The 23,050-nt window shown below is 56.0% G+C and carries 28 protein-coding genes; 6 read left to right on the forward strand and 22 right to left on the reverse strand.

Annotated elements, in window-relative coordinates; all coding sequences use genetic code 11:
- Nucleotides 1–169: 169 nt before the first annotated feature.
- Nucleotides 170–451, reverse strand: a complete 282-nt coding sequence (locus tag ABSB80_RS05780) for a hypothetical protein (RefSeq protein WP_428369064.1) — start codon at nucleotides 449–451, stop codon at nucleotides 170–172.
- A gap of 153 nt (nucleotides 452–604) precedes the next feature.
- On the opposite strand from ABSB80_RS05780, the gene ABSB80_RS05785 reads away from it, so the two are divergent.
- A complete protein-coding gene (locus ABSB80_RS05785) occupies nucleotides 605–1,315 on the forward strand; it encodes a superantigen-like protein SSL4 (RefSeq protein ID WP_428369066.1) in 711 nt (236 codons plus the stop codon).
- A gap of 155 nt (nucleotides 1,316–1,470) precedes the next feature.
- Nucleotides 1,471–1,971, forward strand: coding sequence for a hypothetical protein (locus tag ABSB80_RS05790; RefSeq protein ID WP_428369068.1), 501 nt, complete (start codon nucleotides 1,471–1,473; stop codon nucleotides 1,969–1,971).
- Nucleotides 1,972–2,033: 62 nt separating this feature from the next.
- Here ABSB80_RS05790 and ABSB80_RS05795 read toward each other — a convergent pair whose 3' ends face one another.
- The 3 genes from ABSB80_RS05795 to ABSB80_RS05805 all read right to left on the reverse strand — a co-directional run bounded on the left by ABSB80_RS05795 (nucleotide 2,034) and on the right by ABSB80_RS05805 (nucleotide 3,430).
- Complete coding sequence (locus ABSB80_RS05795) at nucleotides 2,034–2,519, reverse strand: deoxycytidylate deaminase (protein WP_428369070.1); 486 nt, start codon at nucleotides 2,517–2,519, stop codon at nucleotides 2,034–2,036.
- Nucleotides 2,520–2,584: 65 nt separating this feature from the next.
- Entirely contained in the window at nucleotides 2,585–2,866 is a 282-nt protein-coding gene (locus tag ABSB80_RS05800) for a DUF1294 domain-containing protein (protein WP_428369072.1), read from the reverse strand.
- A 42-nt stretch (nucleotides 2,867–2,908) separates the two neighbouring features.
- Complete coding sequence (locus ABSB80_RS05805) at nucleotides 2,909–3,430, reverse strand: DUF6125 family protein (protein ID WP_428369074.1); 522 nt, start codon at nucleotides 3,428–3,430, stop codon at nucleotides 2,909–2,911.
- 265 nt (nucleotides 3,431–3,695) lie between these two features.
- Here ABSB80_RS05805 and ABSB80_RS05810 point away from each other — a divergent pair, with 265 nt between their 5' ends.
- Nucleotides 3,696–4,013 carry a hypothetical protein gene (locus ABSB80_RS05810; RefSeq protein WP_428369076.1) on the forward strand — a complete coding sequence of 106 codons (318 nt, stop codon included), beginning with the start codon at nucleotides 3,696–3,698 and terminating at the stop codon, nucleotides 4,011–4,013.
- 7 nt (nucleotides 4,014–4,020) lie between these two features.
- Here ABSB80_RS05810 and dinB read toward each other — a convergent pair whose 3' ends face one another.
- From dinB to ABSB80_RS05850, 8 genes are all read right to left on the reverse strand, one after another.
- A complete protein-coding gene (dinB, locus tag ABSB80_RS05815) occupies nucleotides 4,021–5,154 on the reverse strand; it encodes a DNA polymerase IV (protein ID WP_428369078.1) in 1,134 nt (377 codons plus the stop codon).
- Between the two features lies 1 nt (nucleotide 5,155).
- Nucleotides 5,156–6,331 (reverse strand): Nre family DNA repair protein, encoded by a 1,176-nt coding sequence (locus ABSB80_RS05820; RefSeq protein WP_428369080.1) that lies wholly within the window; start codon nucleotides 6,329–6,331, stop codon nucleotides 5,156–5,158.
- Between the two features lie 143 nt (nucleotides 6,332–6,474).
- A complete protein-coding gene (locus tag ABSB80_RS05825; RefSeq protein ID WP_428369197.1) occupies nucleotides 6,475–6,960 on the reverse strand; it encodes a YkgJ family cysteine cluster protein in 486 nt (161 codons plus the stop codon).
- A gap of 9 nt (nucleotides 6,961–6,969) precedes the next feature.
- Nucleotides 6,970–8,031: an RMD1 family protein gene (locus tag ABSB80_RS05830; RefSeq protein WP_428369082.1), complete on the reverse strand. Its 1,062-nt coding sequence runs from the start codon at nucleotides 8,029–8,031 to the stop codon at nucleotides 6,970–6,972.
- Nucleotides 8,032–8,246: 215 nt separating this feature from the next.
- Nucleotides 8,247–9,206 carry a PEGA domain-containing protein gene (locus ABSB80_RS05835; RefSeq protein WP_428369084.1) on the reverse strand — a complete coding sequence of 320 codons (960 nt, stop codon included), beginning with the start codon at nucleotides 9,204–9,206 and terminating at the stop codon, nucleotides 8,247–8,249.
- Nucleotides 9,207–9,295: 89 nt separating this feature from the next.
- Complete coding sequence (locus tag ABSB80_RS05840; protein ID WP_428369086.1) at nucleotides 9,296–9,451, reverse strand: hypothetical protein; 156 nt, start codon at nucleotides 9,449–9,451, stop codon at nucleotides 9,296–9,298.
- A 17-nt stretch (nucleotides 9,452–9,468) separates the two neighbouring features.
- Nucleotides 9,469–9,939: a peptide-methionine (R)-S-oxide reductase MsrB gene (gene msrB, locus ABSB80_RS05845; protein ID WP_428369088.1), complete on the reverse strand. Its 471-nt coding sequence runs from the start codon at nucleotides 9,937–9,939 to the stop codon at nucleotides 9,469–9,471.
- 77 nt (nucleotides 9,940–10,016) lie between these two features.
- Nucleotides 10,017–10,559, reverse strand: a complete 543-nt coding sequence (locus tag ABSB80_RS05850; protein WP_428369090.1) for a DUF2179 domain-containing protein — start codon at nucleotides 10,557–10,559, stop codon at nucleotides 10,017–10,019.
- A 498-nt stretch (nucleotides 10,560–11,057) separates the two neighbouring features.
- Here ABSB80_RS05850 and ABSB80_RS05855 point away from each other — a divergent pair, with 498 nt between their 5' ends.
- Nucleotides 11,058–11,612, forward strand: a complete 555-nt coding sequence (locus tag ABSB80_RS05855; RefSeq protein ID WP_428369092.1) for a hypothetical protein — start codon at nucleotides 11,058–11,060, stop codon at nucleotides 11,610–11,612.
- Nucleotides 11,613–11,687: 75 nt separating this feature from the next.
- On the opposite strand, the gene ABSB80_RS05860 is transcribed toward ABSB80_RS05855, so the two are convergent.
- The 10 genes from ABSB80_RS05860 to fhcD all read right to left on the reverse strand — a co-directional run bounded on the left by ABSB80_RS05860 (nucleotide 11,688) and on the right by fhcD (nucleotide 21,274).
- Nucleotides 11,688–12,656 carry an isocitrate/isopropylmalate dehydrogenase family protein gene (locus ABSB80_RS05860; RefSeq protein ID WP_428369094.1) on the reverse strand — a complete coding sequence of 323 codons (969 nt, stop codon included), beginning with the start codon at nucleotides 12,654–12,656 and terminating at the stop codon, nucleotides 11,688–11,690.
- Entirely contained in the window at nucleotides 12,653–13,453 is an 801-nt protein-coding gene (locus ABSB80_RS05865; protein WP_428369096.1) for a DUF7714 family protein, read from the reverse strand. Before ABSB80_RS05865 ends, ABSB80_RS05860 begins: the two co-directional genes overlap by 4 nt.
- Nucleotides 13,450–13,920: a LeuD/DmdB family oxidoreductase small subunit gene (locus ABSB80_RS05870; RefSeq protein WP_428369098.1), complete on the reverse strand. Its 471-nt coding sequence runs from the start codon at nucleotides 13,918–13,920 to the stop codon at nucleotides 13,450–13,452. Before ABSB80_RS05870 ends, ABSB80_RS05865 begins: the two co-directional genes overlap by 4 nt.
- Nucleotides 13,920–15,131 (reverse strand): aconitase/3-isopropylmalate dehydratase large subunit family protein, encoded by a 1,212-nt coding sequence (locus ABSB80_RS05875; protein WP_428369099.1) that lies wholly within the window; start codon nucleotides 15,129–15,131, stop codon nucleotides 13,920–13,922. The genes ABSB80_RS05870 and ABSB80_RS05875 overlap by 1 nt, the downstream gene beginning before the upstream one ends.
- Nucleotides 15,132–16,265, reverse strand: coding sequence for a homocitrate synthase family protein (locus ABSB80_RS05880; RefSeq protein ID WP_428369101.1), 1,134 nt, complete (start codon nucleotides 16,263–16,265; stop codon nucleotides 15,132–15,134).
- Complete coding sequence (locus ABSB80_RS05885) at nucleotides 16,246–17,517, reverse strand: thiamine pyrophosphate-dependent enzyme (protein ID WP_428369103.1); 1,272 nt, start codon at nucleotides 17,515–17,517, stop codon at nucleotides 16,246–16,248. Before ABSB80_RS05885 ends, ABSB80_RS05880 begins: the two co-directional genes overlap by 20 nt.
- Entirely contained in the window at nucleotides 17,514–18,482 is a 969-nt protein-coding gene (locus ABSB80_RS05890) for a radical SAM protein (protein WP_428369105.1), read from the reverse strand. Before ABSB80_RS05890 ends, ABSB80_RS05885 begins: the two co-directional genes overlap by 4 nt.
- Complete coding sequence (mmp11, locus tag ABSB80_RS05895) at nucleotides 18,464–19,360, reverse strand: methanogenesis marker protein 11 (protein WP_428369107.1); 897 nt, start codon at nucleotides 19,358–19,360, stop codon at nucleotides 18,464–18,466. The genes ABSB80_RS05890 and mmp11 overlap by 19 nt, the downstream gene beginning before the upstream one ends.
- Nucleotides 19,344–20,300: a tRNA(Ile2) 2-agmatinylcytidine synthetase gene (locus tag ABSB80_RS05900; RefSeq protein ID WP_428369109.1), complete on the reverse strand. Its 957-nt coding sequence runs from the start codon at nucleotides 20,298–20,300 to the stop codon at nucleotides 19,344–19,346. Before ABSB80_RS05900 ends, mmp11 begins: the two co-directional genes overlap by 17 nt.
- Nucleotides 20,301–20,389: 89 nt before the next feature.
- Nucleotides 20,390–21,274 (reverse strand): formylmethanofuran--tetrahydromethanopterin N-formyltransferase, encoded by an 885-nt coding sequence (gene fhcD, locus ABSB80_RS05905; protein ID WP_428369111.1) that lies wholly within the window; start codon nucleotides 21,272–21,274, stop codon nucleotides 20,390–20,392.
- Nucleotides 21,275–21,584: 310 nt separating this feature from the next.
- On the opposite strand from fhcD, the gene ABSB80_RS05910 reads away from it, so the two are divergent.
- Both ABSB80_RS05910 and ABSB80_RS05915 read left to right on the forward strand, forming a co-directional pair.
- Nucleotides 21,585–21,851, forward strand: a complete 267-nt coding sequence (locus ABSB80_RS05910) for an NADH-quinone oxidoreductase subunit I (protein WP_428369113.1) — start codon at nucleotides 21,585–21,587, stop codon at nucleotides 21,849–21,851.
- A gap of 23 nt (nucleotides 21,852–21,874) precedes the next feature.
- Nucleotides 21,875–23,047 carry a 4Fe-4S binding protein gene (locus tag ABSB80_RS05915; protein ID WP_428369115.1) on the forward strand — a complete coding sequence of 391 codons (1,173 nt, stop codon included), beginning with the start codon at nucleotides 21,875–21,877 and terminating at the stop codon, nucleotides 23,045–23,047.
- Nucleotides 23,048–23,050: the final 3 nt, after the last annotated feature.

The following is a 23,050-nucleotide window of genomic DNA, read 5'->3' on the forward strand; positions in this document are numbered from 1 at the left end:
GGGGAGAAGATTGTAACCGTTGCAAAAAAATCAGGGCAGGATGAATAAGGTGGTTGCAGTCCTTTTCCTCAAAGAAAATCCGTTTTTACCGGGTTCATCCCCACCAGAGGGGTATATTTGCCCCTGCCCGCTTCGGGCCCCCAATACGGGCGCTGCAGGAAAGATCCGGCTAGGTCTTTGAACCGGTCCGGGTCACTTTCTTTGAAGGCTTGATCGGCCCCGGGGGGTTCGTATGGGCAGGAAGCTCGTCTCCATGTGGATGGGAATGAGGGGTGTGTTTTGGAGGGAGCGGGGGTTTTTTCAGTGTCTTGTGGGCAGGATGCGGCAGGGGATGGTCAAGCGGGTGGTGCCTGGCGTCCTCCAGCTGACGCTCACGGTCCTTGCTCGGCCCGGTCTTTGGGACAACTCCCTTCCTGGTTTTTTCGGGGGGTGGCTGTTGCCTGGGTGACATAATCAGTAATCTGCTCCCGGGAGATAAAAGCACCGAAGGGGGTATTGTGCGGGTGCCCGTTACTCAGTGCAGTGCACCTATGGTGCATCCTTTTATCCATATACGTTCCAAGGACATTTCAGGACAATATTTTCGGTTCCATGGAGTTGGAGTATGAAACACCTCGGCACGGTGACGGTTTCGGTCATCATCGCATGCATTCTTATCTCGGGTATTCCGGTATCGGCAGATAATTCCGGAACGCTGACACGCGGGGGGAGCTTCTCGGTCAAATTCACCGGCCTGCCCAACACCCAATATTATTTCTGGCTGACACGCACCTTCACGATGAGCGGGGAACCGGGCGACCAGCCACCGATCGTCATGGCCAACCAAGCAAATATCCAGCAGGACCCGGCCGGCGGGCCCTACACAATCGGTTCCTATGCATACTCCAATGGCGGGGGCCGGACAATCCTCGATGACGTCGCCCCCTCATCGCAGTCGATGTCGAACACGAATTATTACGGGCTTGTCACCACGGATTCCAGCGGGCAGGCCATAGTCACCTTCCTTACATCCTCCGCAACTGCCACGAGATCGTTCTCCGTGAGAGCCGAAAACCCCACATCGACTGCAGGTGTTAACCTGCAGGAAACGGTTTTTTCACGCACAACGCCCCCTACGCCAGTCATCATCACGCCGACCATGACCCAGACAACCCTTGTTCCGCCGTCTCCGACACCGGCAACCCCTGTGATAACCGTTCAGCCGACAACAATTCCCCCGTCAACCCGGGCAACGACCCGTTCAGCTCCCCTTGAGAGCGGGCTTGTTGCTCTTGCTACAGGAGCGGGTCTGCTCGCGGCAATAAAACGATCTTAATTTCCGGAGCGGGGAAGAAGCGCGGAATGCCAGCCAGATAATCCGGCCCAAAACAGTATCAAAAAACGGATACGTCGTTCCTGAGAGCAGGAGCATCGTATCCATTAAGAGCGAACGGCTCATTGATCCTTTATCAGACTCCCGGGTTGCCAGTTATGTCGAACGATGCATCCGAAATCCAGAAACCGCCAGGTGAGAAGGAAGCTGACGCAATCCAGCGGTTTTTCCGGCGGCCTTTCTTTCTCAGTTTCACGATAGGTATCCCCTTCTGCGCATTCAAGCTATTGTTCGGCCTGAACGCGGTAAGGGAAGGGACGCGGACCGGGCTGTACCTCATGGTTTTGGGATTTATCATCATTGTCTGGGCGATGGCCGATCTCCTTATGAATATCGGCCGATCCCTCCTCGATCTCCTCCATCTCCCTGCACCGTTCGAGTACTGCACGATCGCACAGGCGGGCCGCATCGTCCACATGCCCATGGTTTTTCTTGCGATTGACACCCTGCTGACTTTTTCCATCATCTGCGCGATGCTCTGGTCGGGCTGGATTGCCCACCTGCCTGCGGGAGAATCATACCTGTGGTACGCCGCAACCACGATGAACCTGATCAGCCTCTCGCTGGTTTCGATCTACAACGAGATCCATCTGATTTGAGAGATCTCGGGAGACCCATATAGGAAAAAGAAGAACGATTTATAGGCGTGGCCCGGCACCCGTTATTTCGTGTCTTCGCCGAGTGCCTCCCGGCTCCTCATCTGGTATAGCACCATGGGGTCCATTTCCTTGTGCGTGTCCTTACCCGTCCGCATGATGATATTTGCCACGCCGCTGTTGACGATCATCTTCGAACAGAGAAAACAGGGCCAGATCCGGGTGGTCTCGTCGGTCTCGACATCGAACCCGGCAAGGTACAGGGTACAGCCCCGGGCGAGTTTTCCTGCCTGCAGGAGCGCGTTCATCTCAGCGTGGACGCTCCTGCACCGCTCGTAGTTGGATCCCGACGGGATGTTGTGATCCTTTCTCCAGCAGCGGTTCAGTTCCGTGCAGTCCATCTGCTTCCTCGGGGCCCCGGTATAGCCGGTGGACACGATGGTGTTGAACTCATCTACGATGATGGCGCCGAAGTTGCGCCGCAGGCAGGTGCCCTGATGGGCACACCGCGTGGCAAGGTCGAGAAAATACTGGTGCCTGTTGGTCCGCATTCAAGAAATTATGGCAGAGCCCAATATTAAAGAGGTACGGTCCGGAAACAGAGTGGTTCACGGGATCAGGTGATTGTCGAAATTCCGTACAGGATGATAACCAGATGAATGGCAGCGAACAGCGGTACAAGGTAAAATTTCATCTTCCGGGTTTTATGCCGGAACCCCTTCATCGCGGAAAGGGCGCCGAACGGCCCGAAAAACGCCAGAACAAGAAGCATGCCCTCGCCGATCCTCCACCTGTTCCCCGATGCATTTCTCTTGTCGTACCCGAAGGTCAGGAATGCTGCGATATTCACTGCAGAGTAAAAGATGAGGATATCGAGGGGAAGGGATGTGGCTGTCATTTTCTCTCGTGAACCCCGCATGCATAAGATTTCCCTGAGGCGCTATTCTTTCAGATAGAACCGCCAGGTGCAGAACATTTCCGGCGGGTGCGGGTCCGGCGGGGCAAAGATGCACTTCACGCGGATGCGATCATCGATCTCCCGGGCAAAGCCGGTGAACTCGGCCCGGTGCATCTCGCGGCAGACATATTCGCCCTGGCCCCTCCGGAGCCGGTCTTCCTGGGACGGGCACGACGGCACCGAGATGATGACCTCATCCTTCTGCTCATCGATCGTGTAGCCCACGATCATGGCCCAGGGGAAATGGCGCAGAGCCCGGACAAACCCGGCAAGGCCTTTTTCCGTGATACCGAACCGGCGGACGATGTCCCGTGCCGCCATGCCGGCTACCCGACCCCAGACCTGTTCGTTGATCACCTCTGCAACCGGCTGGCCATAGGTATCGGCAACCGAAATGAACCAGAAGGCGTCCACCACGCGGTAATGCCAGAGGAGGAACTCCAGGTACTGGTGTTTTTCTGCATCAGACATCCGGTCAAACAGGTCAAGGTCCATCGAGCTCATCGGGTCACCCGGCTATGATCAGGATTCTTTTGGGGTTGATATGAAGATACTGAAACGATCTTTTCCGTTTCCCGCCGGGTACCTTGTGGAGGTGATCTACAGGAAGCATCGACCAGCCGGGTTTTACCACATCCGGAACCTCATAACCCGGCCTCCTCTGCGCCCGGAAAAATACACCGCAACCTTTGCATGTATCCCCTTCCCAGTACATTCACGCATGGACGAGCTGACCGCGGAATCACTAATCGCACTCCACAGGAGTATCATGGACCAGGACGGGGGTGATGCACGGCTGTTGTCAGAAGCAAGCCTGCACCAGATGGTCTTCCAGGCAAACCTGATGGATACAGCATTCCGCCGTGCAGCGTGCGTGCTGTACTGGCTCTGTTCATACCCGGTCTTCCGGGAGGGGAACCGGCAGACTGCCCTGCTCGCGACCGGCATTGTTCTTGCATCCGAAGGATACGAGACCGACTTTGAGGGCAAAGCCATCTTGCAATTGACGGAAGGTATCGGATCGTTCGCGATCGGGATGGACGATGTTGAAGACTGGCTCCGCACGCATTCACGGAGAAGGGCCTGACCTGGGGTTACAACGGGAGAACCATCTGCTGTTCATCTCGTTGTTCAAACGAAGAGAGCCGGATGCCGAGAAGGCGGATCTTCCGGCCATCGTACATCTCGCGCAACAGGGTATGGGCAACAGATTGAAGCACGGCCCTGTCACCGGAAAAATGGGACAGGCTGCAGCTCTTTGTCCTCGTAACAAATCCCTGGTACCGCACCTTGACCGTCACGGTCCTGAACCGGAGCTGCTCCTGTACGAGACCTTCATGAACCCCTCCGGCAAGGTCATCGATGGTCGATACGATGACACCGGCATCGTCCGTATCTGCTTCGAAGGTCATCTCCCGGGATACGGATTTCACTCCCCCGTATTCCTCCACCTCAGTGTCGTCAATTCCCTGCGCGAGCTGGTGCAGCACCAGTGCCCCCCGCCCGAACCTCCCGATAAGTACCTGGACGTTATATCGTGCAAGGTCACCGATGGTCCGGATCCCCAGCGCGGAGAGTCCGGCCTCGGACTTTTTCCCGATCCCGGGGATCTTTCTGATAGGCAACGGGTCTAGGAACTCCTGAAGGTCATGAGGCCTGACTATTGTAAGGCCGTCAGGTTTTATAACATCTGAAGCGATCTTGGCAACGACCCGTGAGCTTGAAAGGCCCACCGAGCAGGAGAGGCCGAGCTGGTTTTTTATTGCATCCTTGATCCCGGTTGCAACGGACCGGGCAGATTCAAAACCCCCGACAGGAGTCAGGTCAAGGAATGCCTCATCGATACTGACCTGCTGGAGCCGGAACCCGAACGACCCGAGGATTCCCATGACCTCCGCGGAGGCCCGGGAATACCGGGCAAAGTCAGGGGGAAGATAGATAGCGTGGGGGCACAGGACGAATGCCTGCGAGATGGGCATTGCGGACCGTATACCGAATGCCCGGGCCTCATATGAGCACGTAGAGACTACCCCCCGCCCATGACCCTGTTTCGGGTCAGCACCGATAACCACCGGTTTCCCTGCAAGTTCCGGGCGGTGCCGTACCTCTACCGAAGCGTAAAAACTGTCCATGTCAAGATGGAGGATAATCCTGCCGGCGGGATCGTGCGCTGGACAGGCTTCCCTGAGGAATCGTGCAGTATCTTCAGGTATGGAGCCGGGGGGCATGTCAATTCACTGGCTGCATGAACTCTTTCAAGGTGCACTGCCGTTCCCGGATCATCCTCCTGAGAAGCTCTCCTTCTTCGATGAACCTTTGGACCGGGAGCGTAAACTTTTCCGAGATGTGCGAGAGCGCAGCCCTGATGTCCTCGAACTCGGATGCCGGTTGCTGCATTGCATTCCTCACGTTTTCCCTGACGTTGAATACGCCCATTGGGACATATCCCTTCAGCGCTTCCCGGAGAATTATCGCACCGGCCTGTTTCCCTTCCCGGGCAAGGGCTTCCAGTACTGCCATCTTGCAGGAATAGTAGCACCCGCCAAGGGATGAGTACTCGGTTTTTTTCCTGTTTCCTTCATGATCCGAAAATACCAGTTCCTCATTCCCCAGTACTCGGAGAAACGCTTCCGACCATTCGTACTGCCAGCCGGTCGGCATGAGGATGACCGCATAGTTGTTGTGCAGGCTGGAGAACTCGTGAACCCGCCAGTTGTCGATTACCGGGTTTTTTTTCACCTGGAAAAGGAGCCGATCACCGATTAGGGTATCGCACGCAGTTATCGACCAGCGGGTGGGGACCAGGTGCCGCCCCCGTTCCTGCCCCATCGTGCCGACGGAAAAGGCTTTCTGGATACTTGAAAATGGCAGACCATTCCGGTGCAGGTCGATGACAGCATCAGCAGCTCTCAGGTCGGTATCATAAAAAACCTTTTCGAGGTCCCGGTCCCATTTCCCCCCCTGGATCTCAAAACGTTCCACAGGGGCGCTGGGCCCGAACGGGGTATGCTCCTCGGAAAACGACTGCCCAGTCGGCGTATCCGTGAAGGAGACTTCGCTCTCTATGGACGATGCCGAAAGGGAGATCTCCTGCAGTTTCTCCACAAACCGGTTCGTGAGATCGCTGGTATGCACCCGCTGTTTTCCCCGGACGAGGTTGAGGCGGTACCCGATGATCTCTTCCTGCGTCCTGTTTGCCGGAATCCATGACTCGGGCATATCCATGACGGCGGTGTCCCCGTGCACGGGCGTCACCATGGGTCCGGCATACACATCCGGGTAGTTCCAGCTTCCGACAAAAACGGACGGGGGAGAACTTCCCTCCAGCTCCTTTCCCACAGCAACAGACTTCATCGGCATGGTCACTGCCGTCAGTTGCCTGAGATATGCACCTTTGCCGATCATTCCTGCGTGAGGGTAGGACACGGGACTTTTTAATGGGGAGGTGCGCGGGGAGAAAGTGAACAGGTTTACCCGGGAAGCTGGTTCGAACAGTGCTCATACACGATTATCTGGTCATCCGGTCCCGGTTCCATCGTGGTGCTCCCTTATTTCCGGACGCTGTACCCGGCCTGCCGGAGGATCCGGATCATCTCGTCCTCCCATTTTTTATCATCCGGTTCCCGGTGATTTTCGATGCAGCTCTCCCACAGCCGGGTGAGGAGGGTATCTTCGGAACAGAGGGTGCGGATATACTTGACCCTTCCCGCCCGCCTCCCCCGGTGGTCGAGGATCAGGAGCCTCCAGCAGCCATAGTCACGGCAGATTTCCGGCCGTGTCAGGTGAACGGTACAGTACGCCTTCTCGCTCCCGGGGCGGTGGCGGAAGAACGGGCAGGTGTGCGGGAGCTTTTCAAAAATACTCATGTCATCAAAGAGTTCCCTCTTGTCAGGGTCGACAGTTACCGGGGTCTCCTCGCCGGTATACGTATTGCGGATCAGGAAACGGTACTCCCCGTAATCTTCCTTTATGATATGGACCCAGCCGAGGTGGCTGCAGCAGTCCCCGCACTGGAAACATTCGAATGCCAGGATACCCCCCCGCTACCGTATGCTCTGCCAGATCGCGAGCACGAATTCGAGGGCGATGAGGATGATGATGACCCACTCGAGGAAGTTGGAGTGTTGGATCCGCACTTCGTCCGAGAGCATCGAGTAATTCTCCTGGATCACCTCGATCTTCCGGCTTACACTCTCGCTCCACTGGCTGCTCCTGAGCACCTTGAGTGCCGTCGCGTAAACCCGGGCGTAATAGACATCTTCCGTAACCTTGATCAGGTTGTCGACTTTTTCGATGATCTCGGAAATTTCTGCCGAGGTTTCCATGAGCTTTACCATGATCGCGTGATACTGTCGGCCCCTCCGGAACGGGGCCATCCGATCGGCATGTTCGATGTCGTCGTACATTTTTTCCATTTCTCTCGTCAGTTCCCGGTCATAATACCTGAGTTCCAAGACCTGAACATTGGCAAATTCGATGAGATCGATGAGATCGGTCGGGCTCTCCGGGTTGCAAAGGAGCGCCGAATCCCACGAAAGGATCGCCAGATCGTCGGTCGTGTAGCTGAGGGAATTCTTGATTATCTCCTCGCGCATCTGAGGGGAAATACTGGTCTTTTCCCCTATCAGGAGGGCGACCGGATCGATGGAATCGTCCCGGCGGTCGGTCACATAAATGGTGTAATCTTCGTAAAAATCCGGGTTGATTGCAAAGTTCTTGATATGGGGGCGTATGATCTCCCCGAGAGTTTTGAGGTACTGGACATAGAATTCCGTAAGTCCTTCCTGGCCAGCAAACAGGAACGCCAGTTCTTCAAGCGCTGCAAGATCCGCATTCGGGTTCTCGTAAATGAAACAGAAACTGATGACGCCGATATCGTACACCCGTGCAGCGACGGAAAACTCGAACTGCCGCCCGTCCCGTTCGACCCGGATCGGGTTCATCTGGATCATGAGCGGAGGCTCCTCGATCATGATGGATTTTGGCTTGACCCGGACAAAACTCGTCCGGGCGGTGAAATAGTTCTTGGCGAGAGCATGCTCCAGCCAGTTGAGATCGATCTCCCTTCCTATATCATAGATCCGGTAAAAACGGAGTGCAATCATGCTCTCTCTTCCTCCTTCCGGCATCATCGCAGGATGTCTGCAATAATGAACAACCATGAACATGATAAATCCTTGCGGGAGGGGGACGGCGCAGGAACGGGAAGAAAATACAGGTTATCCGGAGCGATTTTCATTCTCGTTATTGTCACCTGCTGGCAGACGCTGGAATACCGGTTACTAAACGTAAAGAAGCTCCAATAAAAAGAAGAAAAAATTTATCTTCGTGAAAGTACTGCTGCGGCAATTCCACCGGAAAGCAGGGCAAGGACTGAGACCCCAGGAGGGAGCATAGATTTCGGAGTCGTCGCTGTCTGCGGGTTCAGGGTTGCATAGAGGTCAACAGTCCTGTTTTGCGCAGGATGCGTGTCAATGGTACTGGTGAATGGGATATACCCGCTCTTATACACCGTAAAGGTTTTATAGGGAGTTCCGTTCGCAGAGACCGGTATCAGGAGATTGCCATTCATGATCACACCCATTGGATCATTATCCAGCGAGACGCTGGCACCGTCAATATTGCTGTGGACTACAAACCAGCCGACAGCTCCGCCGGCCCCCGCGGGAGTTGTTAGTACGGCAGCCACCGGGTTCAGGGAGGAGTAGAGATCAATCGTTTCTCCCTTCTGCGGTACGCTGCCGATCTCCCCGGAATACGTAGTGTATCCGTCTTTCTGAACGGTATAGGACTGATAAATGGTCCCGGTAGAATAGACAGGCACCGTTAAATTACCCCCCGAGATTATTCCCATATTCACTCCATCGAAAAGAACCGTTGCCCCTTCAATGTTGCTGTGGACCACGTACCGGCCCGTATCACTGCCGACCGGGGTCTGCGTGGGGGTGATGCTGCTGATCGGATCGAGGGTTACATTCAGGTCAACGGTCTGGTCGGTCCCCGGAACAAGCGTGAGGGAACTGGTGTAGGTTATATATCCATATCTCTGGACCCTGATCGTCTTGTACGGGGTCCCGGTGATAGATGCCGGAACGGTCATGGTTCCTGCCTGGAATCTCCCGACGTATTTGTCATCAAAATAGATGTCCGCCCCATACACATTACAGTGGATGACATACCATCCCTGGTTCCCTGCTGCGGATTCATCCGCGGACGCCAACGGCATACAAGCCAGAATAAAAATTATCGCAAGAACTATGATGAGATGCAGGATTTTCATAGAAATCTTCCTTCCGTTTAATTCACCTTTGAGAGACAGTTAATAAAAACTATCGCTCGAGATGATGGAAAAAATAAGGGAAAAATAGATTACCGGCGAACAAGCCGCGTAGCAGCGAGTCCGGCTACACAGAATCCCATGAGGATTGTCGCTGTCGAAAGAGGGGTTGTTGTGGTACCAAGCCCGAACGTGCTGGATGGCGAGCATCCGATCGAGCAGTTGATGCAGCGATTCCCGATACGCATAAATGTGCCCGGCCCGATCAGGGAGTCTTTACAAAATCGATTGCAGCCGAGTTCATGCAGTACCGCTTCCCGCTCGGGGGAGGCCCATCATCGAAGAGATGACCGAGGTGGGCACCGCACCGGGCACAGAGGACTTCGATCCGGGGCATGCCCAGCGAGGTATCGGTCCGGGTGAGGACATTGAGCCCGGAGACCGGCGCGTAAAAACTGGGCCAACCGGTCCCGGAATCGAACTTGGTGTCCGATAAAAAGAGATCGGTACCGCAACAGACGCAGGCATAGATCCCGTGTTCCTTCCAGTTGTGGAACCTGCCGGTGAACGCGTATTCCGTACCCTGTTTTCTCGCAACCTGATACTGCTCCGGCGTGAGGAGCGCCTGCCATTCTGCATCTGTGCGAATGACAGGAGTGACCTGGTCCACGTTTCCTGTTCGGGCATTATAGATGGGGATGCGGTCCCCGGTTTTCCTGCCAGTTCCGGTGTTCATAGGGACTTCCTGCATGATGGATGGAAGGGAAGGGAAATAGACCTTTGGATAGAGCTAAAAACGAGGGAGAGGGAGAGTTATAACCCAAAGAAGCTTAGGACCCGCCGTTTCGGGTCCTTGTAGAATATTCGTGCCCCGTCCTTGATGTTCCGTACGTCTTCAATAGTGTACAGGAGATCCGGGTAGTCCCGGGAGATGATACCGAGCAGGCGGGCCAGCTCGGTGCGGGGGACGATCATAAAGATGATATTCACCGTGTGGGAGAAACTGCCCGAACCTTCGATCCTCGTCATCCCATAACCGAGCGTGGAAAGCTGGGCGATGAGCGGCTGCGGGTCGTCGGGAGTTATGAGCCGTACGATCACGTACCCGATGGATATGATATTCTCGATCTGCATACCGAGCACTGTCCCGATACCATAACCGGCAAGATAGGCAAACAGGTTCCAGAAATCAGTAAGGTCGGTCAGCACGAGACCGGTCGATATCAGCCAGATGCCGGTCTTGACGATCCCGACGTAGGCTGCAAGGTTCGCATGCCCTTTGCTGATATAGATCGTCCTGAGCGACTCTAGGCTCGCCTCGGCTACACGTGCAAAGAAAATGAGGACGGGCACCATCGCGGCTGTCCCCAGTATGACCGGTTCGATGAATAAACACGCTCCTGAACAAGCTAATCTGCCCGTAGATCTTGAATAGTTAACGGAAATATTCCGCCGTTCCCAGCCGGCCCCCCGTCACAAACCTTGCAGTTCAGAAATTGTTCTATCTGTGATACGGGAAGATACCGGATACCTGCGTCTTTTGCCGGATTCCCGTGAACGAGATAGGGGTGATGAGAATAACGGGCGGACAATGCCAGAGCCAAAACAGGAATTTCCTTCTTATTCGGATCTGTCCGGACCGGGTGCTGGCAGCCAGAGCAGGGGTTCAGATAGACAGGCATTCTGCAGTCGGTTTCCGGATCTGATGGAAATGTTTTGGTACCAGGTATCCGTTAAAAGATAGTGGGGTTCTTGTCCTTCGGATGCCCGGACCCTGAAGATGCGTCTGAATGCAAAAGGAGACCATAACTGCAGAAAAACGTTATTTATGGAGAGTAACTATCCACTAGTATCGTGGATGAATTGAACGGTCCCGGGATAAAGGATCGTGTCCTTCACGTAGCCCCGTGCCGGAAACTAACCGGTGCAGGAAAGAAAAACCGGGACTGCATGCTGATCCTTACGAACGTACGGCTCATCTTCTCCCCTCTTCCTGAATCCACCATGCAGGATCGCCCAAAACAGAAACGCAATAATTGGTGGCCGCTCCGCATTTCAGGTTCAGGAGAGGTCGGTTCATCGTGGACGCTGGCAGACCAGTATATGATGAGTGACCCGGCCGAGATCCTTGCAGATGTGAAGGCTGCCCGGGAAATTTTGTATGAAAACATCACGTCAATCACCCTAACCCGGATACGGAGATCCCGTCACCATCCGCTCCTCTTCCCGTTTACGGTCGGGATACCGGAAAACGCCAGATACCATGTCGATTACCAGCTCGCTGTTAAATCGGGTGAAACGGTAGACACGGTCCTGACACCGTTTTCCCTTGGGATAAAGCAGGCGCTAGTGGACGTACTTGGTTCACGGGTGCGCGAGGAGATTGATGACCATGCACCGTTTTTATAGACCTCAATAGGAAACGGGTTATCCCGTCACAGACGGCACATATCCGCCTCCATTTTTTTCTGCAAACATTTCTAGTCATTGCCCGTGTCTGAGCGCACAGATGACCGCGTCGCCGAACTCGCGGGTCCCGGCTGATCCGCCAAGGTCCCGGGTGCGAATCCCTTGGGCAACCACTTCCCTTATGGCAGATTCCGTCCGCTCTGCACCACTCTTGTCCCCCATATATGCAAGCAGCAGTGCCCCACTCCGGATTGCTGCAATTGGGTTCGCGATATTTTTCCCGGCAATATCGGGCGCACTCCCGTGCACCGGCTCAAAAAGGGCGTAGCGGTCGCCGATATTGGCACTGGGCACGAATCCCAGCCCGCCGACAAGGTACGAAGCCACGTCGGACAGGATGTCCCCGAAAACATTGGTGGTCACGACCACGTCATACGACTCCGGATGCTGGAGGATGTCGAGCGACAGGGCATCAATGAATTTGTCATTACAGGGTATTCCGGTAGCCTTTGCCTCTGCAAGGCAGATATCCCGGAAGAAGACATCGGACTTGAGCACATTTGCCTTGTGCCCGACCGTCAGCCTGCCCCCGCGCTCCCGTGCGAGCCGGACTGCGGTTTTCGCGATCCGTTCAGACCCTTTCCGGGTCACGACCCGGAGGGTCGTCGCCCGGTCAGGACCGGACTCCTCGATGCCGGAGTAGAGCCCTTCGGTATTTTCCCGTACGATCATGATATCGAACCCGCCATCCTTCACCGGGCGCAGGTTCGCATAGAGATCGAGCGCTTTCCTGATTCGCAGGACGACACTCTGGTAGTCCTTCATAGGAGGAGTGGTGACGGCCCCAAAAAGTATTGCATCAGCGGTCTTCAGTTCCGCAATATCAGGATCGGTACAGGGGCACCCAGTTCGCTCCCACCTCCCATAGCCGACCTCAACCGGAAAATACTCGTACTCAGGATGCAGGAGTTCGAGGACATGCTTTGCAACCGGAATCACTTCGTGCCCGATCCCGTCTCCCTCGACAACCGCAATTTTTTTCACTTCGCCCTCCAGCGGGTGACCAGTTCCCGGACCGAACCGGCGATCTGCGCAGGGTTTGCCCCCCAGTGAACAATGGATCCTGACTTCCCGTTCCAGCTCCCGGGGCCCTCACGTTCTGCACGGCAGCACCTGGCGATGAAAGGTTCTTTGTTCACACTTTCAAGAGGACAGATGTTCTCGAGCCTGAAGTTGTGCCCATAGGACTCGGTATAAAACTGCGAGCCGGTGAGACAGCCTGCAACGCGCTCACCGCCGCACATCGGGTCGGCATCGAGCGTTCTTGCAAATCCTGCTGCCCGGCACGGGTAAACATCGGCATGGATATCCGTGATGTCCCGCACATGGTGGCTGAATACAACGGAGAGGTCACCGAAGAGCCCCGCGGATTCCAGTCCCTGCAGGCACAGGGAGAGGCTCGGGCGGGGAGGGGTCACGTCATAGACATGGATCTCCAGAAATCCGGAAAGGTCGGGGTCGAGGACGAACGTGCGGTGCTCGTCAAGACCGGTAAATACCGTGCAACGGTTTCCTGATTCAAGGGCCAGCCGGACAAGCCGTGTGCGGTCGTGGAGCTGCACTTTTTCCAGATAGCGGTACACTTCATGGGGCCGGGCGAGTACCTTTGACGAGACGATGTCCCGCATCATCCCTTTCTCTTCAGGGTCGAGTGTCACTTCCGATAACTCATACCCGCCATCCGTCTCCCGGAGAAGGTATCGGCTCAGGAAATAGACCCGTTCTCCGCAGGGTTTTGTCGAGGCGATCCCCACGTATTTGCAGTGTTCCGGGAATATCATTGGTGTCCTCTCCAGTATTCCACGAGTCCTCCTGCCGCAAGAATCTCCCGCATGCGGGGTGAGAGGGGACGGATTCCGCACCGTTTCCCTCCGCTCTCCACCCAGCCTTCAGCCACGTTGAACCTGACAGAACTCCCTTCTTCACAGGACAGATCCGATTCAATGAGTGGCAGCCCGATATTGACCGCGTTGCGGAAGAAGATCCGTGCAAACGAGGGGGCAATGACCGCTGCGACCCCGGCTTCGCGGATTGCGATCGGGGCCTGCTCACGCGACGACCCGCAGCCAAAATTCTTACCGGCAACGATCACTGCGCCTTTGAGCCGGGCTGCAAGGGCGGGATCGAGGTCCTCGAATACGTGGGCTGCCCAGAGGCTCCGGTCCCTGGTCCTCAGGTACCGCCCGGCAATAATTAGATCGGTATCGATATCCGCCGGGAGACAGACAGCGTGCCCTTCACCCTGCATCAGACCACCTCGGGCGCGGTTATCTCACCCTCAATAGCGCTCGTTGCGGCGGTGGCCACAGAAGAGAGGTAGATCTCTCCGCCAACGCCCATCCGGTTCCTGAAATTCCGGTTCGCCGTAGAGAGGCATACTTCCCCATCACCAAGGACGCCCATATGGTAGCCGATGCAGGGGCCGCAGCCGGGAGTCCCGATGGTGCAGCCCGAGCCAATGATATCGGCAAGCACGCCGGTCCGGATAGTCTTCTCGAGAGTTTCCGCGGAGGCCGGGATAACGATGGTCCGCACCGCCACCTTCCGGCCCTTCACGATCCGGGCGAACCGGGCAAGATCAGAGTACCTCCCATTCGTGCAGGTCCCGACAAAGACCTGGTCAAGCGGGAGCCCTTCAAGATCGTAGACGGGTTTCACCGTATCCACACGGTGGGGTACGGCAACAAGCGGGACGACGTCGGAGAGATCGATCTCCAGTTCCTGTGCGTACGTGCAGGATTCAGGGAGCTGGGCTGACACCGCGTGCCCCTGTTCCCTGAGATAGCGGGCGGTGATATCGTCCGCATAGCACAGCCCTGCCTTGGCCCCGGCTTCCACCGAGAGGTTGGAGAGCACGAGCCGCTCGTCCATAGAGAGATGCCGCATCCCCTCGCCCACGAACTCGAGCGCCTGGTACGTTGCACCGTCCGTCCCGAGCTTTCCGACATAGGTAAGGGCGAGGTCCTTGGCTTCCGCAGCTCCGGTAAACCTTCCTGAGAGGTGGATCCCGACCGATTCCGGCACCCGGAACCAGGTCTCACCGGTCAGCCAGATCGCTGCCATATCCGTAGCTCCGACCCCGGTCGCGAATGCGCCGAATGCCCCAAGGGTGACACTGTGCGAGTCGGCACCGACCACTATCTCGCCAGGCAAGACGACCCCCTCGCTCATCAGCTGGTGACAGATGCCTCCGCCAATATCGGAGAAGTGCATGAACGAACTGCGGGCGAATTCACGGAGCTCGTGCTGGAGCGTGGCGGTGGTACTGTTGTTTGCCGGGACGATATGGTCAAACTGCAGGTAGAGCTCGGTCGCTTTTGCGAGCCGGCTGCCGCTCATGTTCTTCCATGCTTCAAGGGCGAGGACGCCTGTACCATCGTGGGTATAGGCCCTGTCCACGTTCCGGTCCACATACTCACCAGCTGATGCACCAAGGATCCGTTCCGAAAGGGTACTCATTCAGGCATTCTCCTGTTCATGTTGTGCTTTCCGGATCAGTTTTTTCAGCACTTCCGGCGTAATGTTACACTTGTGCTCCGAATGGTCCTTAACCATGTCGAGAACACGGCAGATCTGTGTTTCCGAGAGCTCGCAGCCCATGGAAGCCACCACATGCTCGAGCGCCTTTTTTCCGGTGTGCTTGCCGAGAATGAAGTGCCGTTCTCCGCCAACAAGTCCGGGCGGGAAGTACTCGTACGCGAGCGGGTCTTCGAGAATCGCCGCGATGTGGATGCCACTCTCGTGCGAAAAGGCGAGTTCCCCGGTTACAGGTTTGTTCCGGGGGAGGGTTATCCCGGAATACTTCTCTACCATGAGGGAGAGGTCTTTGAGGTGCGAGAGGTCATACCGGTCAACACCTCCTTTCATCCTCAGCGCGACCAGCAGTTCGTCAAGGGATGCGTTCCCGGCACGTTCCCCGATCCCGTTGACCGTGGTGTGGAGTTGGAAGGCCCCGGCCTCAGCCGCTGTAATCGTGTTTGCCACGGCGCAGCCCATGTCATTGTGACAGTGGGCGCAGAATGGGCGGTCGACCGATGCTACGAGGTCCGCCATCACAGTCCGCATCTCGCTTGGGATGAGGCAGCCTACCGTGTCGGCAAAACTGAGGAGGACGGCCCCATGATCCGCCGCACCGCGGTAGACTTCCCTGAGAAAAGGCAGATCGGTCCGGGATGCGTCCTCGGCTGCAAACCGGACCTGAACACCCTGTTCCCTCGCATAATCGATCATCTTCAGCGCATCCTGGAGGACCTGCTCCCGGGGCTTCCTGAACTTGAGCCGGACGTGAAGTTCGGATGTCGGGATGAAAATGCTCACCATGTCCACCCCGCAGTCTATCGCCGCCTGTATGTCACCTTCCCGGGCCCGGGCAAAACCACAGATGCGGGCGTCGAGCCCGAGATCGGCGATCGTTGTCACGCACTCCTTTTCGTTCGCAGATACCGCAGGAAAACCCGCTTCGATGACTTCAATCCCTATCGCATCCAGCGTGCTGGCAATATCCGCCTTCTCCCTGCACGAGAACGAGACTCCCGGCGTCTGTTCCCCGTCCCTCAGCGTTACATCACAGATCTCAACATTCCACGGTTTCATGGTGGCTTCCCTCCGGACATTCCCCTTCAACGACAACTGTCCGCGGCCCGTCCCCGGCCACGAGTTCCTCTTCCAGAACCCCTTCGTCTTCGGCGCGGCAGATGACCGGGTCCGCCCACGAAAGGTAGGGGATGGGGTCACAGACCGGCTGTCTGCCGGTCATTGCCGTGCAGTTGTTCTTCATTACTATGCACAGGAGAGCCCGGCGTTTTTCGTAGACATCGATCAGGGCATTCAGGCCGGAATGGAGCAGCGCATAATCCCCGATAAGGGCGACCCCGGTGCTCTGTGCAGCAACGGCGATGCTCGCACCCATGCCATAACTGGCCACCCCCAGTTCGTACGGGGGTGTCATCCCGAGGACTGAACACCCGGCATCGCAGATGAGCTTCAACCCCCGCTCCCTGAGAATGTTCATCATTGGCCTGAACGGGCAGTCAACACAGAATGTGCGGTAGTAACCCCGGTCCTCCATTGCCTCCGGGCGTTCCTTTGGAAAGGGGGGCCGGAGACCGCGGTGGTCGCGGACAAAGGTACGGCCGAACTCGCGAATGTCCCGGATCTCTCCTGCCCGTCCCGGCAGGGGATGAACCGTCACGATCCGGGTGTTGCCCGGTGCGGCACCGGCACCTGCCGGTTCCCCGTTCCAGGTGTTCAGGAGAGACTTGTCCGACCAGGCAAACATCTCCCGGTAGAGCTGTTCTGCCGCCGTGATCCGCCCGTTCATGGTCCAGGTGCGCTCTGAAAGCCTGCCCTTCCGGTCCCGACGGGGGACGATATGCGAAGCGATCTCAGCGTCAAGTATCTGAGGGGTCAGGCGGAGGATTGCTACGCGGGAGAATTTTTCCGAAGCCTCAAGCGCGGACTCCACGGCCGCATAACAGGTGTTTTCATCCGGCTCGATCACCGGGAGTTCCGCCAGTTCACCGTAATATCGCGAGTCCTGGGCGGTCTGGGACCCGATGGAGTCAGGGTCATCGCCTGCCACGAGAACGACCCCGCCGATGAGGCCCTGTGCCGTCGCTTGGAGGAGCGGGTCGGCACAGGCATTCACCCCGACATTCTTGATGATCACCGCGGCACGTCGTCTGGAAATGGAGTCCCCGAGGGCATACTCAAGTGCCGTCTTCTCGTTGATTACCATCTCAGCCTTTGTCAGATCGCCAAGGTTGGTGATCGGGAACCCCGGGACGGTATACCGGCGGTCGGTATACCGGAGGACGGCATCGGCCAGGCCGGTAACTCCCTTCATTCATCCCTCCCGGGAACCAAGTCACAGCCAGCACAGTTCGTGCACATCGTGAGCGCTTGGCGTGTATCGAGGCCGGCATCAGCGAGAGCCCTGCTGTGTATCGTAAAGGCTTTCTTCAGTCGGTCGGCGGATGGGCGGGTTGTTCCGCTGAATTCCGCGACCGGGTTGAGCGGGCGCAGCACCGGGATCACGCCGTAGCCGGTCAGTGTACGGATGCAAGCTTCCAAATCTTCATCAGTCTCGCCAAGTCCGATGATAACATTGGAAAAAACCCGTCCCCTGCCAAAGAGTTCAACGGAGCGGTCCAGCACGCGCCAGAGCCTGTCGTAGTCTAGCTCGGGGCACATCCGTTCAAAGAGCTCCGGTGTTGCCGCCTCAAGGTTGAACTTCACTTCCGCAACTCCGAGTTGGTGCAGGCGATCGGGCGTCTTTTCGGTCGGATATATGGAAACACCGATGGGGAGCCCGAAAAACGTCAGGTGTTTTACGACTTCGAGAACATAGGCTTCCTCTTCCCCGATGCTTGAAAGGACTCCACTTGTTATGGAGATCGCATGGATGCGGTGCCTCACCGATTCAACCATGTCCATTATCTCTTCGATCGTCTTGCGCCTGCCCCCGATTCCCGGCACATTACAGTACCGGCACCTGAATATGCAGCTGCCCGTCACCGTGATGAAGGCCTGGTCAGGGCAGTGGAACCCGGGCTCGAGGAGGCGGCCGGGGAAAATCTGTCCCTCGAAATACAGGTCCGCCACGCCATTGCCCCGGTGGGCGATCTCAATGCCGCTTGCGGGGTCGAGGGCGAATTTTACCCGGTGGCCCCCCATCGCAAAGAAAACCGATCCCTTTCCGCCGGCGCCCGGTCCCGCAGCGGAGCGTGCAATAAACGTGTCCGCAGGTTCTCCGGTGAGCCGGGCTGATCCTGCGGCAAGGAGCCGGGCTTTTACATCCTTCCATTGCATAATTCGAGTGCCTCTATATAGTTGGTGGAGAAGGGTATGGCCGCGACTGCCCCTATGATCCCCCGCCCCTTCATGATGATTCGGAGGTTATCATCTCTGAGATTTTCCAAGAGTCCGGGCTCTACTTCCCCACGCTTGACTTTCCTCCCGAATGCAAGCAGTTCTTCAGACGGGGAAAATCCGGCATAAGCCGCCATCCCTGTTTTTTGCGAAAGGGTGTACCGCTTAAGAAGACTATGAAACCGGTCTATAAGACCATCAGGATCCATTGATGCAAATTCCGCAACCAGACTCACGCAGTTCTTGGTGCGGTACGGTACCGGGAAGAGCTGGACGATCGTATGGGAGAGATAGACAGACTGTTCGTCTTCCACGGCTTTTGCAATGTTATGGACGAGGGTCCATGTCGCACCCTCTTCCGGGGTGTCGGTATCATCGACCCCGATCAGCACCCGCTGCCTGCGGGGGATCCAGAGGGTGGCACCGGCCACTTTCCCCCCGCCGGCCGGATCACTCCTGCTCCGCAGGACACCGACAGCATCCGACCTGCAGGCTGCGGCGCCAACGCCCCCTCCCCCCATGCCAATATAGGTGATCGCGATCTCGGTATCATCCACGACAACCCCGGAAATGCCCGCGGGGAACCGGGAGCTTTCCAGTGCGAGATCGACCGATCCCGGGCTGATCAGGTACCGGGTTGTTGAACCCACGCACCGGACGTCATCCACAATCTGGCTCTTCGCGTAATGGTGCTGGGTCCACATAGCCCCTCCAATACATTCAAAAAACTCGATGAGCTCCACCCGCTCTCCGGTCTCATCGGCAACTGCGACGATCTTCGGGTACTGGATGATGTAAGGTTCAGAGATGTTCACCATAGAGTCCCGCCGCCTCGATGCCCCGGTTGCCCCAGAGCACTGCACCCAGCGCACCGATCCTTCCCTTCCTTCCATTGTGGTCAATAAATTCAATACCGAGCGCCTCTGCCTCTTCTTCCGCTTTTTCAAGGGTCAAGATCTCCGTCTTTACCGCGGCAGATGAAGGAGAATCTGATGAAAAACCGATACCCCGGTAACAGGCGATCCCTGCGTCCTTTGAAAAGGTATTTTCTTCTACAAAAGCCCGGACAAAATCCAGGAGCCCGCGAGTTTTATCCGGTCTCGCGGCAAAGTTCAGCGCTGAGCTGACACAGTTCGTGGTCTTATGGGGTACCGCCGGGTTGAGCTGGACAAGGCGCATGTTCAAAAACTCAACACCTTCCATGCGACAGGATTCTGCACATTTCAGTGCCATCACCCATGTCGCCCCTTCCGTTTTTGTATCGGTATCATCAATCCCGATGCAGACCTTCTCGTACCGGGGCGAGACGATCCTGACCCGGTTGGTCCGTGCCCCGCCGACCTTGAGATCATCTTCCGTAGGATACTCTGCCCGGATAACACCGGGGGCTTGGGAAAGGCAGGCAGCAATCCCGACACCGGCACCGGCGATACCGGCCCACGTGGTGATTACTTCGTCTCCGGCTACTTCCACGGATTCCAGGGCCTGCCCTCCGATAGCCCTGGATGCGGCACCGAAATTGATAGGGTACGTGCCAATCTTCGCGTTGATCACCATCGTTGTTCCTTCCACAACACAACCGGTCACCGCGCCCCCCGCCCGTCGCCGGTTCATCGCGTCCCACTCAATCGTTCCCCGTGCCCGGCATGTTTCGATTATTTCTGCCCGGCCACTCCTTTCGTCTACCATCACCAGGAATTTTAATGAGAAAAGCGGCCCGAACCGCTTCTTTGCATCATCGGGGGTGAGCCTGATCATATTGTCGCCGAAATTTTCGTTAACAAAATAATCGGTAATGACACTATATATATGAATCGATGTACCCACGGAAATAAAAAAGGAGATTTTTACAGAACCTTGTGAAGCTCGATCTTGTACGGCCCAAGCGTGCCACCAAAGTTACCGGCAGAGATAAACTTCACACCGGGAACCATAACCGCAGCTTTCACACCTGCCCCCATCGCTTCCGCGACCGACTTTTCGTCAATACCATCGATCACGATCTCGTAGACGGCCTTGACGCCCGCAGGGATCTTGGAGTCCGGCACTTTCTCGCGGAGTGTCGGGCAGTACTTCTCATTGGTTGAGGCTGGCATGAACTTGTACTTCAGGCTGCCGACTTTCGAGCCGCTCGCGACAATGCCGCCGGGGAAACTGGTGATTGTTCCCGGGACCAGATCGATAGCCTCAACAGCTGCCTCGGCACCCATAAGGGCCGCCATCTGGTTTTCTCCCATCACAAAGAAGTTGCCGCCAGCTACCCCCTTAACGATACCGAACTCCTCTTCACCAACATATTCGCCGTTCATGATCGGGATGACCCAGCACTTGCGGCCGCCGACTTCCTTCTGGTACTCGTAGCCATCACCAAAGAAGTGGAGCTTGACCGGGATCTTTTCTTCCGCCGTGGTGATGCCGTTGAAAACAGCGGTTGTCGGTGCCGTAAGGACACATTCTGCGAGGCGCTCGACAACCTGCTCCTTGAGCTTCTTCTTGCTGGCACAGATCAGGATGGCTACACCGGGTCTTCCATCCGGAGTCCCGCTTGCCGGGACATATCCCTCGATGCCTGCCTCGCAGGGACAACCGATCGCGGATGTTGCAAAACCGGTTGCTTCCGTTGCTGCTTTCTTTGCCCATTCCTTGGTGACCGCAGTGATGATAATCCGGCAGACCCATGTCGGGAATGCCTCTGCGTAGGTATTATCGATCGTAACGCCGTTGATTTCCATAAATAACCTCCGGTACTACAAGGTACCATGATGGTGACTGAATAAATTTTCTAATTTGATTTTGACGAGAACCCGTAATTCGGGAGCGCACGATAAAAAATAAAAAAAGACGGGGAAAAGTATAAGGTAACTTGTTAACCATCTGGATTTATACATTAACATCCCTGAAGAGTATATAAACTAAAATAATGAAAACCCGTATAAAACATCCGTTTTCTCACACGCAATTTCAGAACATTTATCTACATTCTTCTACCACTTTTTGTTAGTCGATTTTTAGAATCGATCATAGCTGGTGCGTGAAAATCGAATGGCATTTGCAGTGCACATACATATGAAAAGGTGTACCGGCTGTAATAATTGTGTGGTTGCATGTCCTGTTGATGCGGTAACGCTTCATACAGTAGATACTGCATCAGAAGAAAAGATCTACGTAGTCAGGGATGGAAGATCCGTGATTCTTGATTTAATAGGTAAACTCTCTGCCGGATGCGGCGTAGGTATTCAGGCAAACCCGTACGGCCTTATCAGATTTGCAGGCCCCCGGGAATCAAGAACAGCGGCAAGCGTGCAATAAGAAAACAGCGTGAGGGTTAATTCATGGCATTGTATCCAAAATTTTCCAAGAAGAAGGATGGTGTTAACGTTGTGATGGAGCAGAAACTCCTTCAGAACGTCAATAACCTGATACTCAATGCAGAGACCTGCACGGGATGCGGCATATGTGTCGAGGCTTGTCCTGAGGATGCAATCGTCCTCGGGCTTGTCGGAGCGGCAAGGCGTGGCGCTATCAACTACGCTGCTCCAGTGGACGTGGACGAGACCAAGTGTTCCTACTGTGGCGTCTGCGTCATCATGTGCCCGTTCAATGCACTGACATTGAAGGTAGACGGACAGGAGAGACTCCCGATTATCGAGAAGGAAGGGTTCCCGAAGTATGATATGAAAGCGGAGATCGATGACGGGAAATGCGTCAGGTGTACGATCTGTGAAGAGGTATGCCCGCGCGACGCCATCGACCGCAACGTCCCGGCATTTGAAGGGACATACAAGGGACCCGTGGCAGGCGCCAAGGACCGGCAGACCGCTATCAAGACGAAGATAACGTTTACCGTAGACAAGGAGAAATGTTCTCTCTGCGGCCTGTGTGGTGCACTCTGCCCGGCACTCGTGGTGAAACACAAGGGGTTCACCGCGGAGACCGGAAAAGTGGAGGGTGACGTGATCTGGGACGAGACAAAGTGTGATGCCTGCAAGGTATGCGTAGAGGCATGCCCTGAAGAGTGCATCACCGTCGAGCGTGAAGTCGTTTCTGACAAGGTCGACGGCAAAGTCGATATTATCCAGGACAACTGCTGCACCTGTACCTGGTGTTCCCGGAACTGCCCGACCGAAGCGATCACCGTCGAGAAGCTTTTTGAAGGCGATATCGTATTCCATGCCGACAAATGCCCCGGCGGCTGCTCGACCTGTGTCGAGATCTGCCCGGCAAATGCAATCTATCTGCCGTCAGCAAAACCTGCGGCAGAGATGAAGCATGAGATCGAGGCCACCATTGCCGTCAACAAGGATTACTGTATCCTGTGCGGCGCCTGTGTCAATGCATGTCCCGGCGAGGACATCATCGTCCTGCAGAGGACCGGTATCCGCATGAAAGGCAAAGAGACCGACCTGTTCAACAAGATCAAGGCGAAACTTTTCGAGAGGAGAACCTCGAAAGTGAAAGAGGAGATTACCGGGCAGGTCAACCTCAAAATGATGGAGAAGGCGTGAGCG

Origin of the sequence: Methanoregula sp., assembly GCF_050010295.1 — an archaeon.
GTDB lineage: Archaea > Halobacteriota > Methanomicrobia > Methanomicrobiales > Methanospirillaceae > Methanoregula.

What these genes read in the sequence shown, in the direction of transcription:
- ABSB80_RS05915 (WP_428369115.1), top strand. Translation starts at nt 21,875, where the DNA reads ATGGCATTGTATCCAAAATTTTCCAAGAAGAAGGATGGTGTTAACGTT.
- ABSB80_RS05870 (WP_428369098.1), bottom strand. Translation starts at nt 13,920, where the DNA reads ATGCAGGGTGAAGGGCACGCTGTCTGTCTCCCGGCGGATATCGATACC.
- ABSB80_RS05900 (WP_428369109.1), bottom strand. Translation starts at nt 20,300, where the DNA reads ATGATCAGGCTCACCCCCGATGATGCAAAGAAGCGGTTCGGGCCGCTT.
- dinB (WP_428369078.1), bottom strand. Translation starts at nt 5,154, where the DNA reads ATGCCCCCCGGCTCCATACCTGAAGATACTGCACGATTCCTCAGGGAA.
- mmp11 (WP_428369107.1), bottom strand. Translation starts at nt 19,360, where the DNA reads ATGGTGAACATCTCTGAACCTTACATCATCCAGTACCCGAAGATCGTC.
- ABSB80_RS05805 (WP_428369074.1), bottom strand. Translation starts at nt 3,430, where the DNA reads ATGAGCTCGATGGACCTTGACCTGTTTGACCGGATGTCTGATGCAGAA.
- ABSB80_RS05840 (WP_428369086.1), bottom strand. Translation starts at nt 9,451, where the DNA reads ATGCGTATCGGGAATCGCTGCATCAACTGCTCGATCGGATGCTCGCCA.
- ABSB80_RS05790 (WP_428369068.1), top strand. Translation starts at nt 1,471, where the DNA reads ATGTCGAACGATGCATCCGAAATCCAGAAACCGCCAGGTGAGAAGGAA.
- ABSB80_RS05810 (WP_428369076.1), top strand. Translation starts at nt 3,696, where the DNA reads ATGGACCAGGACGGGGGTGATGCACGGCTGTTGTCAGAAGCAAGCCTG.
- ABSB80_RS05830 (WP_428369082.1), bottom strand. Translation starts at nt 8,031, where the DNA reads ATGATTGCACTCCGTTTTTACCGGATCTATGATATAGGAAGGGAGATC.
- ABSB80_RS05820 (WP_428369080.1), bottom strand. Translation starts at nt 6,331, where the DNA reads ATGATCGGCAAAGGTGCATATCTCAGGCAACTGACGGCAGTGACCATG.
- ABSB80_RS05910 (WP_428369113.1), top strand. Translation starts at nt 21,585, where the DNA reads ATGGCATTTGCAGTGCACATACATATGAAAAGGTGTACCGGCTGTAAT.
- ABSB80_RS05795 (WP_428369070.1), bottom strand. Translation starts at nt 2,519, where the DNA reads ATGCGGACCAACAGGCACCAGTATTTTCTCGACCTTGCCACGCGGTGT.
- ABSB80_RS05780 (WP_428369064.1), bottom strand. Translation starts at nt 451, where the DNA reads ATGTCACCCAGGCAACAGCCACCCCCCGAAAAAACCAGGAAGGGAGTT.
- ABSB80_RS05785 (WP_428369066.1), top strand. Translation starts at nt 605, where the DNA reads ATGAAACACCTCGGCACGGTGACGGTTTCGGTCATCATCGCATGCATT.
- ABSB80_RS05885 (WP_428369103.1), bottom strand. Translation starts at nt 17,517, where the DNA reads ATGAAGGGAGTTACCGGCCTGGCCGATGCCGTCCTCCGGTATACCGAC.
- ABSB80_RS05880 (WP_428369101.1), bottom strand. Translation starts at nt 16,265, where the DNA reads ATGAAACCGTGGAATGTTGAGATCTGTGATGTAACGCTGAGGGACGGG.
- msrB (WP_428369088.1), bottom strand. Translation starts at nt 9,939, where the DNA reads ATGAACACCGGAACTGGCAGGAAAACCGGGGACCGCATCCCCATCTAT.
- fhcD (WP_428369111.1), bottom strand. Translation starts at nt 21,274, where the DNA reads ATGGAAATCAACGGCGTTACGATCGATAATACCTACGCAGAGGCATTC.
- ABSB80_RS05875 (WP_428369099.1), bottom strand. Translation starts at nt 15,131, where the DNA reads ATGAGTACCCTTTCGGAACGGATCCTTGGTGCATCAGCTGGTGAGTAT.
- ABSB80_RS05850 (WP_428369090.1), bottom strand. Translation starts at nt 10,559, where the DNA reads ATGGTGCCCGTCCTCATTTTCTTTGCACGTGTAGCCGAGGCGAGCCTA.
- ABSB80_RS05865 (WP_428369096.1), bottom strand. Translation starts at nt 13,453, where the DNA reads ATGATATTCCCGGAACACTGCAAATACGTGGGGATCGCCTCGACAAAA.
- ABSB80_RS05800 (WP_428369072.1), bottom strand. Translation starts at nt 2,866, where the DNA reads ATGACAGCCACATCCCTTCCCCTCGATATCCTCATCTTTTACTCTGCA.
- ABSB80_RS05890 (WP_428369105.1), bottom strand. Translation starts at nt 18,482, where the DNA reads ATGCAATGGAAGGATGTAAAAGCCCGGCTCCTTGCCGCAGGATCAGCC.
- ABSB80_RS05835 (WP_428369084.1), bottom strand. Translation starts at nt 9,206, where the DNA reads ATGAAAATCCTGCATCTCATCATAGTTCTTGCGATAATTTTTATTCTG.